A 16,581-nucleotide genomic window follows, 5' to 3' on the forward strand; every position below is an offset into this window, starting at 1 on the left:
CCATGATGAAGATCGACAAAGCCCCGGTGCCCCTGATCGTCCCCAACCCGGACGACCCGCGCCTGACCCAAAGCGTGACCGGGACCGACCAGACCGGCGCCAGGGTCGAGATCAAGGTGCCGATGGAACGGCCGCTGACGCTCTACCTGAATGCTCAGGAGATCGTCACCATGATGACGATCGGCGACTATCCGGAATATCTGGCGCTCGGCTATCTCTTGAACCAGAACATGCTGAAATATAATGACGCCGTCACCGAGGTCGAATACGACGACGACCTCCAGGTTGTCGTCGTGCGCACTGAACACCACACCAATTTCGAAGCCAAGCTGAAGAAGCGCACGCAGACCTCGGGCTGCGCGCAGGGCACCGCCTTCGGCGATCTGCTGGAGGCGGTCGAGAGCGTCGCACTGCCGAAGGCGGAGCTGCGCACCTCCTGGCTGTACCAGATGACGCAAACCATCAACACCATGCCCTCGCTCTATCTCGAGGCTGGCGCGATCCACGGCTGCGTGTTGTGCAAGGAAGGCGCTCCGCTCTGCTACACCGAGGATGTCGGCCGCCACAACGCCGTCGACAAGATCGCGGGCTGGATGTACCGCCACGGCGTCGATCCCGGCGACAAGATCCTCTACACCACGGGGCGCCTCACCTCCGAGATGGTGATCAAGACGGTCCGGATGGGCATTCCTATTCTGGTGTCGCGCTCCGGCTTCACCGCCTGGGGCGTCGATCTTGCGCGGCAAGTGGGCTTGACGCTGGTCGGCCGCACGCGGGGAAAACGCTTCATCGCACTCGCGGGCGAGGAGCGTATCGTCTACGACCAGGACCTCGCTTACGTCGAGGAAGAGTCGGCGAAGCACAAGCGCAAGGGTGAACGTGGTGACGACTGAATTTCCGGCCACGCAAGGTGTGCTGCTCGCCGGCGGTCTCGCCCGCCGCATGGGCGGCGGCGACAAGCCGATGCGCACCATCGGCGGCCGCACCATTTTGGAACGCGTGATCGCGCGCCTGAAACCTCAATGCAGCGGACTGATCCTCAACGCCAACGGCGATCCCGCGCGTTTCGCTTCCTTCGGCCTCGAGGTCGTCCCGGACGACGTCCCGGGCTTTCCCGGCCCGCTCGCCGGCATCCTTGCCGCGCTCGACTGGACCGCGGCAAAACGTCCGAACGTCGAATGGGTGCTCAGCGCCGCCGGCGACTGCCCGTTCCTGCCGCGCGATCTCGTCACGCGCCTGCACGAGGCGCGAAGTCGCGAGAATGCGCAGCTTGCGGTCGCCGCCTCAGGCGAGCAGACCCATCCGGTGATCGGCCTGTGGCGCGTCGCCTTGCGCGACGAGTTGCGCCACGCGCTCGTCGTCGAGGACCTTCGCAAGATCGACCGCTGGACGGCGCGCTATCCGCTGGCCACCGTGACATGGCCCGCCGAGCCGCTCGATCCGTTCTTCAACGCCAATACGATCGAGGATATCGCCGAAGCCGAACGGCTGGCGGCGCTGGATGATGTTGACCGAACTTCGGGCGACTGATTCTGCCGAATAGGTCCCAAATGAAATAGAATAACCGCCCCCCAGACCCGGGCTCACGAAATTCCAATCAGCGCTTGGCTGAGATTCCAGATCACGGGTCCCCTTCCGCGCTTGTCTGCAAGATGCTGCAATACCATCTGCGGGTAGATAAATTTGTCGATCGCCGCAGGACCGATATCGCCAAAATCACCTGGTACACCGTGATATCCTTCAAGCGCCTCAGTTTCCTTGCGATCCAGCCAAACGTGATAATAGGGACTCCGGCTGGCATTTTCCTTTTTCCAAAAATCAACCGGCCTAACGTATTCAACCTCAAAAAACACTGCAGCGTCCACGTTCGATGTAAGACCGCCCGATCGCCAAGTTCTCCCGTATTCGAGAACTTCGGAATCCGGGCTCTGCATTTGCCACAGAGTGTAGGCGTTCCGCGCACGGAGTATTCGCGCAAACCAATAGATGGCGTCGACATCGGGATGATTTGCAAGGAATAGACATATGCCTTCGGCTAGAAATCTATCGTTCCGCGTGATGTCGCTCAATGCTCCGCGAAGTGCGCTTTCAAGCTCCGGCGAGTAATACCGATCTTCCGAAATATTGTCTATCCTAGAATGGAGCCGCTCTAAGAGCAATTCGGCGTCTTTATCCTCGTTCATAACGATCTGCGCAGGATCCAGCTTCAGATGTCCTTGCCTTCCCCCAATGTGATCGATCGCTTTCCGAAGCGAGACACAGTCGAGATTGACCTCACGGGTAAAGCTTAAACATAGCTGCTCTCTTTCCAGCGGAACGGCCAATTCTCGGCATCCATTGGATTCTAGAATTCGGACCACTCTACCCAAAGGAGACGAGAAAGAAGTCGAGAAGTCCGCGTACAATCGATCAGCTACTTTCAAAGGCGCCTGACAATCATCAATCTTTATCGGGACGAGGAATTTCCGTCCAACTTGCTCCTCTCTCGACAGCGCTGCGTTCAATTCCCGATTTACCCAGCCGGAGTCGATGGCATGCCGGGAAACAACGAGAAGAACCATGCTGCTGCTGTCTATGCCATCATAGATCCTGTCCGTCAGGGAATCGCCCAACTCCAGTTTCCAGGAGTCGAGCCAGACTGGAAATCCTTCAGAGGCCAATGCGGATGCGAGGCGCTTTACAAATGGCTTGTCGTTGGAAGAGTGTGAAATGAACACATTAGACATACGGACATCCCCAGAGTGAATTGAGCGCCGAACTCCCCTTTTACGATAGAATGATCTTGCTCGCAATCTAGCCTAAAGCACATCACTGATGCCTTTAAAAAAGTGCGCCTCCGTCGACATTTTGTATTGCGCTTTGCTGGGCTAGACGTCGGCGTAAAGTCACGCGCTGGTCGTCGAGGACCTCCGCAAGATCGACCGCTGGACCGCGCGCTACCCGCTCGCGACGGTGAATTGGCCGACCGAGCCGCTCGATCCGTTCTTCAACGCCAATACGGTCGAGGATATCGCCGAGGCCGAACGGCTGGCGGCGCTGGACGACGCGGCTTAACGCTTCGGGAATTCGTTGAGAAGCTGTGCCCAGACGACTGCAAAGGCAATCAGCCCGCAAAGGCCGATGACCGTGGTCAGGCGCGGCAGCCGGTTGAGCGCGACCAGCAGCCAGGCCGGCAGAAAGAAAAGCCCGAAGATCGCGCCCAGCGGGAACGTTGCGAGCCATTGAAAGCCGGTGCCATCGCCGGGCGGCACGTGGGCGATCGCGTAGAAAGTATAGAGCCAGAACAGCGTGCCGACCGCCGCCACGAGGGCGCCGATCTTGCGGAAGTTCAGGGGTATCGACGCGCTCATGACCTCGCTCATGCCACTTGGTCGCGGCGACGTTTATCCGGGTTCATCACGAACCGGGACGCGCAGAGGCCGTCTAGGCGGGGCGAAATCCCGCCCGCTCCAGTGCCGCACGCGCCTCGTCCGAGCCAAGCGCATCGAGAAACGCCTGCACCGCCGCCCGGTCCTTGCGCGCCCTCACCACCGCAAAATCATAATGCTCTTCCGCGAGCGGAATGAAGCCGAGGCCGACGGTATGAGCGACCGGCGCAATGGTCATGCCCCAGTCCGCGCGTTGCTGCGCGACGGCGGCGGCGACCGCGTTGTGCGAGCGCGGCTGGTTCCAATAGCCTTCCGGGCGCGCGCCGCCGAGCAGGCGATCGATCAAGATGCGAGTGCCGGCACCCTGATTGCGATTGACCATGATGCATGCGGGATCGGTGAGCGCAGCAGCGACGGCCTCTTTCGCACCAAGGCCCTCGAAACGCCCGTCGCCCTTGCGGAAGACGATGCCCTGCATCCGCCGCCAGCCGGGTACGAGCTCGAGTCCCTCGACGAGATAGGGTGTGTTGTAAGTCTCGCTCTTGTCGTCGAACAGATGGATCGGCGCGAGATCGCATTCACCGCGCTTTGCGGCTGCAAGTCCGCCGAGGCTGCCGACGGCGATCGATCGCACGGTGAGCCCGGCATGCGCAAGCTTAGCCGTGACGAGATCGAGGCCGGTGCAATGGCTGCCGACGATGACGAGATCGGGCACGCGCACATGCGGTGTGAACAGCGTCACCTCGGCTTCAGTCCCGGCCGGCATCTGGTCGGCCAGCGCATCGATGCGCAGGAAGCCGTCGGTCTGCGCGAAGGACGTGATCGCACCGGATCCCTTGCCGGAGGGATAGGCGATCAGACCGTCGCGGCCATCGACCAGCGAGACCATGACGAATTCGGTACGGCCGAGCTCGGATGAAATACGCACCGGCACGGTCGCGCTGACCTTGGCATCGGAGCGCGGCGGCAGGCCGGCCAGTTTGCGCAGCACCGGCACGATCATGTCGTGGAAGGTGAACATCGCCGAGGTCGGAAAGCCCGGAAGGATCACCACCGGCTTGCCATCGCACACCGCAAGGCACAGCGGCTTGCCCGGCTTGAGCGCAACGCCATGCGCGATGATGCCGGGCTGGCCGAGACGGCCGATGATGCGGTGGGACAAATCGCCCGCGCCTTTCGAGGTGCCGCCTGACAGCACCAGCATGTCGGCGTCCGCCAGCGCGCGGCGCATGGCCGCCTCGAGCTTGGCTTCATCGTCGGGAATGGCGCCAAGGAAGATCGCCTCGCCGCCGTTCTCGTCGATCGCGGCCGTGACGATCGCACCATTGGTGTCGTAGATCCCGGCAGGCGCGAGCGGCTGGCCCGGCTGAACCAATTCGTCGCCGGTGGAGATCACGGCGACACGCGGCTTGCGCGCCACCGTCACCTCGGCGACGCCGCAGGCCGCCAGCATGCCGATCTCGCGCGAGCCGATGATGGTGCCGGCGCGCAGCAGCGCCTCGCCGCGCGCAATGTCGGAGCCGGCATACGACACGAATTGACCCGGCGAGACCGCGCGACGGACCTCGATCGCATCCGACCCTGCCGGCTGGGTGTGCTCGACCATGACGACGGCATCGGCACCGCGCGGCAGCGGGCCGCCGGTGGCAATCGGCGTTGCGGTTCCAGTCGCTACTTGAAGCCTCGGCGCGGTGCCGCAATGGATGATTTCACCATTCAACGCGAGACCCACGGCAGTGCCCTCCCCCGCGGAAGCAAGGTCGGCGGCGCGCACGGCAAAGCCGTCGACATTGGAGCGGTCGAACGGCGGCACGTCGATCGGCGCCGTAATGTCTTCGGCGAGCGCTGCACCGAGCGCGGCAGCGAGCTTGCGCGCCTCACGCGGAAGCGCGCGCGGGAACAACGCCGCCTCGAAACGCGCCAGCGCCTCCTCCCGCGACAGGATCTTGAGGAATTGCTCCTGTTCGAGCGCGCTGCGGTCTGGCGGTCTTGGGATCATCGTCATGCCGGAACCCATATCATTCCCGCATCAGATAAGCATCGACCGGCTCACCCGCCGCAAATCCCTCGTGATTGCCGGGAATCAGCGACCATGCATCCGCACGGACAATCGCCTGAAGCGGCCATTCGCCCACGGCAAGCGGCCTCCATGTCTTGTGTTCCTCAGCCAGCAGCACGACCTCGGCGATGCCGACGCTGGAGGCGATCTTGCGTGATAGCGGCAAGGTCACCTGCCGGCGGGCGTGCCGCGCCGACAGGCGATCGACGAGCGGCAGCACCATCGCGAGCCAGGCCGCAAGCGCAGCATCGGGCGAGCCTGGCAAGGCGACCACGGGAACCTGTCCGAGCCGTCCGACCGCGACAGTGCGTCCAGGCTGGAGCGCAACGCCATGGGCCGTCACCTCGCCGCGCCGGACCAAGGCTGCCACAGTGGCATCCCGGCGGCCGACGCCGCTGCCGCCGACCGTCAGCAGGACATCGCAAGAGGAGGCGTCAAGCGCATCGGCAATCGATGCTTCATCGCGCGCATCGGCTTCGCGCATTTCCACATCCAGTCCCGCTGCGCGCGCGAGACCGGCGATCATGTGCATCGTGGCCGTTGCGTCCGGCACGTTGACGATGCGCAGCCGGGGCCGCCGCACGGCGAGCTTGTCCAAACCGGCAACGCGCGCGAGCAGCAGATCAGCCGCACCGACCGGATAACCCTCGGCGCCGGCACGCGTGCGTTCCGCGATGTCGCTGCCGGCGCGCCTGACGCCGTGCCCCGGCACGCCTTCCGCCAGCACCTGTACCAGCGGCCCGGACACCTCCACGGCGTCAGCATCGAGTACGCAATCGCATCCTGCCGGCATCGCTTCGCCGAACTCGACCCATTGCGGCACTTTCGTCAACGGCAGCGGCGAGTAAGACGACGCGCCGACGAGATCATTGGCGCAGACGGCCCAGCCGTCCGCGGCGGCAATGTCGTGCGGCGGATGGGCCGCAAGCAGCGGCGTGCCCGTCGCGATGCAGCCGGCCGCGTCGCTCAGTGGCAGCTCCACCGGGGCAAGCGGCGCGAGCCCGTCCAGCAATGCGGCGAGCGCGATCTCGAGCGGCGTCAGCGAGGGCGGCAGGCGCTGGGTCATGCGCCATGGTGGACCATGCATCGCCCGCTTTGGCAACCGCCGGCGATGCGGGCCGTTAGCCGCCCGACCGGTCCGAATTCGGAAAGAACAGTTGCTGCCCGTCGACCTTGTAGCCGGCGATCGCCGTCTGCCCCTCCGGCGAGGTCAGCCAGTCGATGAAGGTCTGCGCGAGATCCTTCTTCACGCTCGGAAACTTCTCGGGGTTCACCAGCATCACGCCGTACTGATTGAGCAGCCTCCGGTCACCCTCGACGACGATGTCGAGATCGCCGCGATCCCTGAACGAGATCCAGCTGCCGCGATCCGACAGCACATAGGCATTCGCGGCGCGCGCGGCGTCGAGGGCCGAGGTCATGCCCTGCGCGGCCTCGCGGTACCAGGCGCCCTTGGCGGCGCCGATGTCGATGCCGGCGACGATCCAGAGCGCGAGCTCCGCGGCGTGGGTGCCCGACCGGTCGCCGCGCGTCACGAACGGCGCGCCCTTGGCTTCGATCGCCTTCAGCGCCGTCGCGATGTCCTTGCCCTTCACGGCCGCGGGATCGCTCTTGGGCCCGATCAGCACATAGTCGTTGTACATCACGTTGAAGCGCTTCACGCCAAATCCGTCGGCGACGAATTTCTCCTCCTGCGGCCGCGCATGCATCAGCACGACATCGGCCTCGCCCCGTCGCGGTCCGTTCAGCACCTCGTCGGCCCGCCGCGCGATCACGGTCACCTCGATGCCGGTCTTGTCGCGGAAGATCGGCAGCAGATAGTCGAGCAGGCCGGACTCCTGTGTCGCGGTCGTCGTGGCGAGGACGATGCTGCGGTCCTCCGCGGATGACGCCGCAACGCCCGCGGTGAGGCCGCAGAACAGCGCGAATGCAGCGAAGAGGCGGCCCATGATCAGGTTCCCATTGGCTATGACGGCGTCATGATGATGATCGATTGCGCCGCACTCGTGACGCACTTGCGCCGATGCGTTCTGCAAATCGGGACATTTCGGCAAGCCTCGCGCCCTTTGAGACCGTTCACCAAAGCAGAAATCGCGTGTGCGGATGTGTTGCAAAGCAGCGAGATGATCGGGCATGGTCCCCGCTCACACGACAATTGAAATGCAGATTCCACCTGCGTCAGACGTCAAAAAGAAGCAAGAATTTGCATAGGAATGCAGGATGGAATTCCTGACGACCAGCGAAGCCGCCGATTACCTTCGGCTCGGCGAGCGCAAACTTTACGAACTCGTCACCACCGGCGCGATCCCCTGCACCAAGGTGACCGGGAAGTGGCTATTCCCGCGGCACGAACTCGATCTCTGGGTGCTGTCGGGCCTCGCACGTCCGGCCGGCATGCTGATCGCCGAGCCGCCGCCGGTGGTGGGCGGCAGCCAGGACGAACTCCTGGATTGGAGCCTGCGCGAGTCCGGATCCGGCCTGGGATTGATGAGCGAGGGCAGCATGCGCGGGCTCGAACGCCTGCAGCGCAACGAGGTGATGGCGGCGGCGGTGCACTTCCACGGCCTGGATGCGTCCGGCGATCTCGCCGGCGATGCCAGCATCGAAGCGCTGCGCGCGGCTCCCGACCTGCATGATACGGTGCTGGTGGCGTTCGTGCGCCGCGAGCAGGGTCTCGTGCTGCCGCAAGGCAATCCCAAGCAGCTGCACGGCCTCACCGACGTGCTCGCACTCGGCGCCAGGATGGCGCTGCGGCACCAGGGCACGGGCGCGCAGATGCTGCTCGACGTGCTGTTGAAACGCGCGGGCGCCTCGACACGGGATTTGCGCCGGGCCGAGCCGCCATGCCTGACCGGCCCGGACCTTGCGGAGCTGGTCCGCGCCGGCCAGGCCGATTGCGGCATCGCGACCCGCGCCACCGCGCGCTCGGCCGGCCTCGATTTCGTGCCGCTGGTCTGGGAGAATTTTGACCTCGCGATGCGGCAGCGCAGCTATTTCCGCCCCGCCATGCAGGCGCTGCTCCGCTTCCTGAACGAACGGCGGCTGCGGCAGCGCGCCGAGGAGCTGACTGGCTACGATCCCTCGCCCGCAGGACAGATCCGCTTCGCAGCCTGACATTGACGCCCGCCCCAAAATAGTTGCAAAAGAAACCAATTCAGCCGGGGCCTACCCGGCAAAGCAACACCGGCCAACGCGCCGGATCAGGGGAGGACAAGCGTGAATCCAACCAGATTTGGACTACCGGTCGTGGCCGCGCTGGCGGCGACGCTGATGTCGGGTGCTGCCTCGGCGCAGGTATCCGACGACGTCGTCAAGATCGGCGTGCTGACCGACATGAACGGCCCGGCCTCCGCGCCGACCGGCCAGGGCTCGGTGACGGCAGCGCAGATGGCGATCGACGATTTCGGCGGCACCGTGCTCGGCAAGCCGATCAGCATCGTGGTCGGCGACCATCAGCTCAAGGCCGACATCGGCGCCTCGCTCGCGCGGCGCTGGTACGACGTCGAGCAGGTCGACCTGATCGTCGACGTTCCGGTCTCGGCGGTCGGGCTCGCGGTGCAGAACATCGCCAACGAGAAGAAGCGGCTGTTCATCACCCACTCCACCGGCACCGCCGATTTCCACGGCAAGTTCTGCTCGCCCTATGCGATCCAGTGGGTGTTCGACACCCGCGCGCTCGCGGTCGGCACCGCGGACGCGGTGGTCAAGCGCGGCGGCGACAGCTGGTTCTTCATCACCGACGATTATGCCTTCGGCCATTCGCTGGAGCGCGACGCCTCCGCGGTCGTCACCGCCAATGGCGGCAAGGTGCTGGGCTCGGTGCGGCCGCCGCTGGCAACGCCGGATCTCTCCTCCTTCGTGCTGCAGGCCCAGGCCTCCAAGGCCAAGATCATCGGCATCGCGGCCGGCCCGCCCAACAACATGAACGAGATCAAGACCGGCTCGGAGTTCGGCGTGTTCAAGGGCGGCCAGCAGATGGCGGCGCTGCTGGCGCTAATCACCGACATCCACGGCCTCGGCCTGCAGGCGGCGCAAGGCCTGCTGCTGACCACCTCGTTCTATTGGGACATGGACGACAAGACCCGCGAATGGTCGAAGCGCTATTTCGCCAAGATGAACAAGATGCCGTCGATGTGGCAGGCCGGCGTCTATTCCAGCGTGATGCACTATCTCAACGCCATCAAGGAAGCCGGCACCGACGATCCGCTCAAGGTGGCGGCGAAGATGCGCGAGAAGCCGATCGAGGATTTCTTCGCCCGCAACGGCAAATTGCGCGAGGACAATCTGATGGTGCACGACCTCTGGCTGGTGCAGGTGAAGACGCCGGAGGAAAGCAAATATCCGTGGGACTATTACAAGATCCTCACCACGATCTCCGGCGACAAGGCGTTCGGTCCGCCGGACCAGGCGTGTCCGCTGGTGAAGAAGTAGACTCGATCTCCGTGTCCCGGACGCGCTGCGGCGCGAAGTGCCGCTGCGCAGAGCCGGGACCCACAACTCCGCATCGGCACGCTGGGCCCCGGATCAGCAGCGCATCACGCCGCAAGTGCGGCGCGCTGCGCAGCATCCGGGGCACGAGGCTGCGGCGTCACTTCACCACCCCGATCTCGCGAAAATACTTCATCACGCCGGGATGGATCAGCTCCGGCCTCGGCGCGGCCGCTACCGTGTTCGATGCTGTGGTCTCGCAGGCCTGGGCGAGCTTCTTGCAGAAACTCGCCTCACTGCCGTGCAGCGTCTTCGCCAGGCGATAGGCGATATCGTCAGGCAGATCCTCGCGCGTGAGCACAAAGCTCCAGGAGCCGAGCGAAGCGATCGGCGCGTCCTGCTTGGGATAGCTGCCCGCCGGAACCAGCAGCGGCTTGAGGAACGCATGCTTGGCGCGGATGCGCGTCATCTCGTCTGCGCTCGGGGCGATGAAGCGCGCGCCCGACGCGCTCGAGGCGACCGCGGCGAAGCCGGGCCAGCCGATGCCGGCGCCCCAGAGCGCGGCGACGCGGCCGTCCTCGACCATCGCGGGGCCATCGCCGGCGCGGTCGAGATAGACGGCCTTGAAGTCCTCGTCCTGCTTCAACCCGAGACCATCGAGCACGTAGCGCGCCAGGATCGGCAGCCCCGAGCCTTTTGCGCCGAACGCGACCGGCTGGCCGACGAGATCGCGGATCGTCCTGTAGGGACTATCCGCGCGCACCACGAACATGCCGGGGTTGGAATAGATCGCCGTCAGTATCTTCAAACGCACCGGCGCGCGGCCGATGCCGGCGAAGGCCTCATAGGCCGGCTCGCCCGCGACCAGCGCGAGATCGAGCTCGCCCTTCTCGAGCAGCGGGATGTTCTCGTTGCTGCCCTTGGTGTTGCGCGGCGCGATGGAGAGTTGCGGATCGGCCGCGTTCATCACCTCCGCGAAGGCGTTGCCATAGAGCGGAAAGCCGCCGCCGGGCGTCGCGGTGCCCAGACTGATCGTCGTGGTCGGAATGGCGTTGCCTCCGGTTTGAGCAGCCGCGGGGCCGGCGAGCAGCGCAGCGGCGAGAAGGATGATTGCGAATCTCATGGTCATTGCACCACTGCGTCAACACCGACTTGCGGCGATGTAGGCAGCCGCCCGATTTTGTGAAAGCATGCCTCCAACGACAATAGAACAATGGGAGGCGTCATGTTGCGAATTTTGCGGTGCGGGCTTTTCGGGCTCGCAGTTCTCTTAGGTCTTTTCAGCGCCACGCCACCGGCCTCCGCCGCCTATCCCGACCGCCCCGTGCACTGGATGATCGGCTTCGCCGCCGGCGGCCCGGTCGACATCGTGGCGCGGATCATGGCGCAAGCGTTGTCGGACCGGCTCGGCCAGCAATTCGTCGTCGAGAACAAGGCCGGCTCCGGTGGCAACATCGCAGCCGCCGCCGCGATCAATTCGCCGCCCGACGGCTACACGCTGCTGTTCGTCGCCCCCAACAACGCGATCTCGACCTCGCTCTACAAGAAGCTGCCGTTCGACTTCATCCGCGACACCACCCCCGTCGCCAGCATCATGCAGCTCACCAACATGCTAGTGGTCTCCAACGCGTTTCCACCCAAGACGGTCCAGGAGTTCATCGACTATTGCAAGGCCAATCCCGGCAAGATCTCCTATGCCTCGTCCGGCAACGGCACCTCGGTGCACATGTCGGCCGAGCTGTTCAAGGCGATGACCAAGTGCGACATGATCCACGTGCCCTATCGTGGTTCCGCGATCGCCTTCCCCGACATCATCTCCAACAAGGTGCAGCTGATCTTCGACAATCTTCCTTCCGCGCTTGAGCAGGCCAAGGGCGGCAACGTCCGCGCGCTGGGCGTGACCTCGCCGCAGCGCTGGCCCAGCGTGCCCGACGTGCCCGCGATCGCCGAGACCGTGCCGGGCTTCGAATCGGTCGGCTTCTACGGCATCTCCGCGCCGAAGGGCACGCCGGGCGAGGTGATCGAGACCCTCAACAAGGCCGTCGGCGAAGTGCTGAAGGACCCGAAGGTGGTCGCGCGCCTCACCGAAGTCGGCGGCATCCCCAAGCCGATGACGCCGGCCGAGTTCGGCAAGCTGGTCGCCAGCGAGACCGAGAAGTGGCGCAAGGTGGTGGAGTTCGCCGGGGTCTCGGTGGATTAGCGAAGGGCTCGGCGGCTCACAGGAAAGATCTGAGAGGGGCTCGGGAGGGCCCCTCCAATCAAAGAGTCGCAAAACAACCCCATGCACAGTAGACGAGGCCAATGATTTCAACGAGTTAGCCGCCCCCCCCTGAAAAATGAGCCCGGCGCGGTGGTTTGCTCCGTCGGGCAAATCAGAGGTATACAGGCATCATCGCAGATTTCGGTTATTTGAAACTCACCGGCGATGCTGCTCCGTCGTTCCCGCCCGCCAGAGCCAGCATTGCACCCCCGCCCCCATCCCTGTAAACGAACCGCGCACCGTTGCCGGCCGCGCGTTCCCGCGAGCCGCTCGCGGCGGGGCCTGTAGCTCAATGGTTAGAGCCGGCCGCTCATAACGGTCTGGTTGCAGGTTCGAGTCCTGCCGGGCCCACCAGCCTTCGCTGCTTCGGAGTGTGAAGAAAAGAATTCATAAACTAACCACTACCTTTCGTTGACTTAACTCGGATCGTCGACACAAGCGCGTATCCAGTCGGCGTCTTGATCTCCCTGGTTACCGGCTCAACGCGAAAAGACCTGTTCTTGTTGAGAAAGTCTTCAACCCAACCGTGATTGTCACGAAAGAAGACGAACTCCTCGCCGCACCGTACTATGGTTCGGTTAATGACGCGGACCTCGCTCCGGGAAGGCGTGAGCAAACGACAACGAAACGCTTTGAACGTCGTGTCTTTGTTCAAGTCGCGCGCATCAAGGTCGGGACGAATACGTATTGCGAGATCGGGACCAAGTGGCACCAGCCGGTTGATAATCCTCGGATCGTCCGAGAGTTCTATGCCGCTCGCAAAATCGGTGGTGAAGAACGGACTATTACCGGCGTGCTCGTTTATCAGTATATCCCACGCGGAATTCCCCCAGATATTCACGCGGTCAACAATCCCGTCGATACCAAGAGCTTGCGGATACTTCTCGTCGATTGTTGTTTTGATGATTCCACTCTCGATCAACTCGGTATAGCCCTTGCCTCCGAGCACTTCCGGCGTCTTCGGAATTTCTCCCGAAGCGTCGAGGATTTTGCCGGTGGCTTCAACCGTACTCCTCAAAGGTCCGGCATGCACACGCATCGCGGCCGGCGAACAGCTCGTTACATAGGCCGCGAAACCTGCGACCACATAAACCGCGTCAAGGCTCGCCCTACCCGTTCGCAATTCAGCGATTGCAGTGTTGTAGTTCGGCTCTATTGTTTTCAAAAACTCTTCGATAACCCGGTCTTTCTGTAGATATTCGTTCGTGCTGCCGTCCTGCACACGGCAAACATCTTTCGAGCTACATGGGAAAATGTGGCCGTCGCGCTTGCGAAAGCCATACATCTGCTTTCCGTCAAGCGCCGGAGAATAGAACTGCCGAAGGTGAACCTGCGAGACGTAATGATCGAGGGGCATGGCGACTCTACTGGTTAACTCTCAATGATCTATTCCCCCTGGGCACGCATCACACAGGCAGGTCGCCCGCATCTTCGTTCCCCGTCCACCGCACCGCGTCACCTCGCAAAGCAATGGCTGCCCGCGCCTTCGGTGTAGTTGGGTGCACTCACCCGTAACTCCGGGCAACTATGCTGGCCACGCGCATTGCTGCTGGCCACTATAAATGGCATTCTACAATCTCTCACTATACGGTTGTAGTAGGGAACGGTGCGGGAGGTTGCAAATGGTTGATGCTGAAGAGGCGGGTACACGCCACAAGAGACTCGCTGAAATGCTGGAAAATGAACGACGCAAGGCGAAAAGGACAGCCGTCCAGCTAGTGGACAATAATTTCATCGGCCTACTCAGCGGCGTCCGTTAAACAAAACGAGCTTCAGCTATGATCGGCGACCCCACGTACATCGTTACGTCCGCGGTGCTCAGTCTTCGTGAATTCTTGGCGCTGCCAGGTCGGCGGCATGCGTTCCTTGTCGGACCGCCCGGGGCGGGAAAAACATCGGCCCTGAAGTATTTGACGGAGGTTCTTCGAGGTGACAATCACCTTGTGATCATGATCGGACTCCGCGAGATCGATACGTCTGATCAGCTCATTACCTCGATAGCACGAGGGCTTCTGAGACCAGACGTACAGATGGGGACGTCCGCGCCGGTCGCGGCGTACGAGCAACTCCGGGCGCAGTTTGATGCAGAGATTATAACCTCATCTCGCCTGGCACGAGCATCCAGTACTCTTGAGCAGATAATACAGATGGCGCTCGAAGCCAGTACCCTCAAGCGCGCCTATATCTTGCTAGACGGCATGGACGAAACGCCCGGCGGAGCTGAGATCTCGCTTGCTATCGAAGAGCTCGCGGAACGCCTAATCTCCGCCAGCCTCGTCGTTACATCGCGATATTCTCCCGCGGCGTCGCGCCTAGAGACCCGAGGTCATTTCGACCTCTTTCAGCTTCTTCCGCTCACAGAGGCCGAGGGGGTCGATTTCCTGCGCCGCATTCTCCCCGACGAGGCCCATTCCGCGACGGTCGAGAGGCTCAGCGCTCAGGCGAATGGTAATCCCCTAGCATTAAAGCTCATTGCGGGTCTCATTCGTGAGCGCGGCGATGTCGAGATTCCCGGTGAAGTCCCTCTCGCGGCCTCAACTAGCACGATCTTAGATAGCATCAATAGGAGTTATCAACTCCGATTTGGGTCGGATCAAACTGGCACCGATGCTCGCCTGTTGCTCACAATCCTGGCATTTTTTCAACCGGTCTCGCCCTCCGATCTCGGGAGGCTCTCGGGGCTCTCAGTGAGCCGCGTGAGTGCGGCTAGCCGGGCTCTATTGGACTCTTCTTTTGTTACTGCAAGCCCAACGCAATGGACCTTCGCTCATCGGCTCATCTCAGAGTTCCATCTTGAGAAATTAACGAGAGAAAGCATCGACGTTGGTGCCCTTCGATTTGGTGACGAGGCGGCCGAACGCGACGCTCTGCTACAGAGCAGCTTTATGCCGCCCCGCGAGCTAAATTTAATCGAGAGTGGTATCAAAACGATCGTTCTCGGAGACAGGGGAGCTGGCAAGAGCGCGATCTTCCGGACGCTACGTGAACAGAGCCGAACCGAGAAGGATGTAGAGGTCGTGGTCTCCGCGGAGCAGAGCCCAGCATCTTTTGTGCAGCAAATGACGACTGTCAACGCCTCGACAACCTCCACCGCCGATGCATTCAAGGCGGTGTGGTTACTTTACGTGGCCGCGCTTGGCGCGCGCGACATCGATGTCGGCGTCGATGCAGCCGATGAAACTGCAAGTGCCTTTCAACGCGATGCGCGCAATCTTCTGCGCCGCATTGGCTGGAGTACTTCGATAAAGAACGAAGGACAGCTATCGAAATGGTGGGCGGTTGCGCGGTCATTCCTTCCCGACAAAGTCACATTCAAGATCGGTCCGGTGACCGTCGAGCCCAACCTCAGCAAAGGCTGGCAAAACTGGCTGGGTAGCGACATGAAGGTGGATGACTTCATCAACCGCACCGACCGCTTTTTGAATTCGACTAAACGCCGTCACATTATTCTTTTTGATCAGGTCGATGAGGCTTTCAAGTATGACAGAGAGAAGCAAGAAGCGCTTGTTCAAGGGCTGTTCTTGGCAGAATCGCTTCTCTCGCTAACCGCATCCATTCGTTTGGTCATTCTTCTGAGGACCGATCTTTTCGAACTTTACGATATTCAGGAAAAGAACAAATTTGTATCGCGGTCAGTTCGGCTAGGTTGGAACAACATTGAACTTCGCAAGCTACTACTCCAAAGACTATTTTCAAACGACGGCCTCGGCAGAGCGGCAGAAGCGCTCAATGCCCCCTCGCTGTCTGCAGACACACTTGCAGCCATGCAATTAAGGCTTGTATTCCCAGCCGAGATTGAAGGGCGCGGGTTCGAAGAATGGATGTTCGATGGCCTAAAGAACGGAAAGGACCATGTCGCGCCTCGGCAAATCATCCTCTTTCTGATTTCTGTGAGGGACCGAGCCGCAAGAGGGGAACTTCTGCGGCGGCCCCTGCCCTTGTTTAGCGAAAGCGAGCTAGCTGAAGCTATGACAAGAGTTTCCGAGCTTAGCTACGAAGAGGTTATCAGCGATTTTCGCGCCGCAACGGGCTTTGTACGAAATTGCCGCGCCGGGAAGATTACGGAGTTCGAGCCCGCGAAACTGGGGTCTCTCTTCGATGAGAAAGAGGGCTCTGTCGTCGTGCAGATCGAACGGCTGGAACGGCTCGGTTTCCTCTCGCGGATCCTCGTTAAGGACGGCGACGCGCTGGCACCTCGGTTTCGTATTCCGCGGCTATTCACGCGATGCTGGGAAACGTCTACCTAATGCCGCTCAGGGAAGGCTTTCATTAGGATTACGGTGACAGTGCACTAAATTTGCCGCTCATCGCTTTTAACCGTGACGGAAGGCGAGAATTAAATGAACTGTCACCGCACCCCCCTGCCTGCAGCTTCGATGCCGATGCAATGCGATGGTGTTCGCCTACTGGGCTTCGGTGTCCGCCATCCAGATCACCTGCCCTGAACTCGCGCGATTGCGCACTGC

At 62.2% G+C, this 16,581-nt stretch carries 14 protein-coding genes, 1 tRNA gene and 1 pseudogene; 9 read left to right on the forward strand and 7 right to left on the reverse strand.

Going from position 1 to position 16,581, the window contains the following annotated elements; all coding sequences use genetic code 11:
- Nucleotides 1–2 precede the first annotated feature (2 nt).
- On the forward strand, nucleotides 3–893 hold the full coding sequence (locus SE92_RS16895) for a formate dehydrogenase accessory sulfurtransferase FdhD (RefSeq protein ID WP_063196779.1): 891 nt from the start codon (nucleotides 3–5) through the stop codon (nucleotides 891–893).
- Nucleotides 874–1,530, forward strand: coding sequence for a molybdenum cofactor guanylyltransferase MobA (mobA, locus tag SE92_RS16900; RefSeq protein ID WP_157095514.1), 657 nt, complete (start codon nucleotides 874–876; stop codon nucleotides 1,528–1,530). Before SE92_RS16895 ends, mobA begins: the two co-directional genes overlap by 20 nt.
- Nucleotides 1,531–1,583: 53 nt before the next feature.
- Here the strand turns inward: mobA and SE92_RS16905 are convergent, their stop codons facing one another.
- Nucleotides 1,584–2,726 (reverse strand): toll/interleukin-1 receptor domain-containing protein, encoded by a 1,143-nt coding sequence (locus SE92_RS16905; protein WP_084251834.1) that lies wholly within the window; start codon nucleotides 2,724–2,726, stop codon nucleotides 1,584–1,586.
- A gap of 160 nt (nucleotides 2,727–2,886) precedes the next feature.
- On the opposite strand from SE92_RS16905, the pseudogene SE92_RS35035 reads away from it, so the two are divergent.
- A pseudogene (locus SE92_RS35035) lies at nucleotides 2,887–3,054 on the forward strand (molybdenum cofactor guanylyltransferase MobA); the annotation flags it as partial.
- On the opposite strand, the gene SE92_RS16910 reads toward SE92_RS35035, so the two are convergent.
- The 4 genes from SE92_RS16910 to SE92_RS16925 all read right to left on the reverse strand — a co-directional run bounded on the left by SE92_RS16910 (nucleotide 3,051) and on the right by SE92_RS16925 (nucleotide 7,376).
- Entirely contained in the window at nucleotides 3,051–3,350 is a 300-nt protein-coding gene (locus tag SE92_RS16910) for a DUF4175 domain-containing protein (RefSeq protein ID WP_245324622.1), read from the reverse strand. The pseudogene SE92_RS35035 and the gene SE92_RS16910 sit on opposite strands and share 4 nt — an antisense overlap.
- 73 nt (nucleotides 3,351–3,423) lie before the next feature.
- The gene (locus tag SE92_RS16915; protein ID WP_063203586.1) at nucleotides 3,424–5,373 is read right to left on the reverse strand and encodes a molybdopterin biosynthesis protein; all 1,950 of its coding nucleotides are present in this window, start codon (nucleotides 5,371–5,373) and stop codon (nucleotides 3,424–3,426) included.
- 13 nt (nucleotides 5,374–5,386) lie between these two features.
- A complete protein-coding gene (locus SE92_RS16920) occupies nucleotides 5,387–6,493 on the reverse strand; it encodes a molybdopterin-binding protein (protein ID WP_063196781.1) in 1,107 nt (368 codons plus the stop codon).
- 55 nt (nucleotides 6,494–6,548) lie between these two features.
- Nucleotides 6,549–7,376, reverse strand: coding sequence for an ABC transporter substrate-binding protein (locus tag SE92_RS16925; protein WP_063203587.1), 828 nt, complete (start codon nucleotides 7,374–7,376; stop codon nucleotides 6,549–6,551).
- Nucleotides 7,377–7,647: 271 nt separating this feature from the next.
- On the opposite strand from SE92_RS16925, the gene SE92_RS16930 reads away from it, so the two are divergent.
- Together SE92_RS16930 and SE92_RS16935 are read left to right on the forward strand one after the other, a co-directional pair.
- Complete coding sequence (locus tag SE92_RS16930) at nucleotides 7,648–8,541, forward strand: substrate-binding domain-containing protein (protein ID WP_063196782.1); 894 nt, start codon at nucleotides 7,648–7,650, stop codon at nucleotides 8,539–8,541.
- 102 nt (nucleotides 8,542–8,643) lie between these two features.
- On the forward strand, nucleotides 8,644–9,858 hold the full coding sequence (locus SE92_RS16935) for an ABC transporter substrate-binding protein (RefSeq protein WP_063196783.1): 1,215 nt from the start codon (nucleotides 8,644–8,646) through the stop codon (nucleotides 9,856–9,858).
- A 157-nt stretch (nucleotides 9,859–10,015) separates the two neighbouring features.
- Here SE92_RS16935 and SE92_RS16940 read toward each other — a convergent pair whose 3' ends face one another.
- A complete protein-coding gene (locus SE92_RS16940) occupies nucleotides 10,016–10,978 on the reverse strand; it encodes a TAXI family TRAP transporter solute-binding subunit (RefSeq protein WP_063203588.1) in 963 nt (320 codons plus the stop codon).
- Between the two features lie 102 nt (nucleotides 10,979–11,080).
- Between SE92_RS16940 and SE92_RS16945 the strand changes: the two genes are divergently transcribed.
- Both SE92_RS16945 and SE92_RS16950 read left to right on the forward strand, forming a co-directional pair.
- On the forward strand, nucleotides 11,081–12,055 hold the full coding sequence (locus SE92_RS16945) for a Bug family tripartite tricarboxylate transporter substrate binding protein (RefSeq protein ID WP_063203589.1): 975 nt from the start codon (nucleotides 11,081–11,083) through the stop codon (nucleotides 12,053–12,055).
- Between the two features lie 338 nt (nucleotides 12,056–12,393).
- A tRNA-Ile gene (locus SE92_RS16950) sits at nucleotides 12,394–12,469 on the forward strand.
- 40 nt (nucleotides 12,470–12,509) lie between these two features.
- Here the strand turns inward: SE92_RS16950 and SE92_RS16955 are convergent.
- The gene (locus tag SE92_RS16955) at nucleotides 12,510–13,472 is read right to left on the reverse strand and encodes a DUF4238 domain-containing protein (protein ID WP_063196784.1); all 963 of its coding nucleotides are present in this window, start codon (nucleotides 13,470–13,472) and stop codon (nucleotides 12,510–12,512) included.
- Nucleotides 13,473–13,737: 265 nt separating this feature from the next.
- Between SE92_RS16955 and SE92_RS35885 the strand changes: the two genes are divergently transcribed.
- Complete coding sequence (locus tag SE92_RS35885) at nucleotides 13,738–13,875, forward strand: hypothetical protein (RefSeq protein ID WP_157095516.1); 138 nt, start codon at nucleotides 13,738–13,740, stop codon at nucleotides 13,873–13,875.
- Nucleotides 13,876–14,262: 387 nt separating this feature from the next.
- Nucleotides 14,263–16,362 carry a P-loop ATPase, Sll1717 family gene (locus tag SE92_RS16960; RefSeq protein WP_157095517.1) on the forward strand — a complete coding sequence of 700 codons (2,100 nt, stop codon included), beginning with the start codon at nucleotides 14,263–14,265 and terminating at the stop codon, nucleotides 16,360–16,362.
- The last annotated feature ends 219 nt before the right edge of the window (nucleotides 16,363–16,581 follow it).

Origin of the sequence: Bradyrhizobium sp. AT1 (assembly GCF_001590795.1) — a bacterium.
In the GTDB taxonomy this organism is placed as follows: domain Bacteria; phylum Pseudomonadota; class Alphaproteobacteria; order Rhizobiales; family Xanthobacteraceae; genus Bradyrhizobium.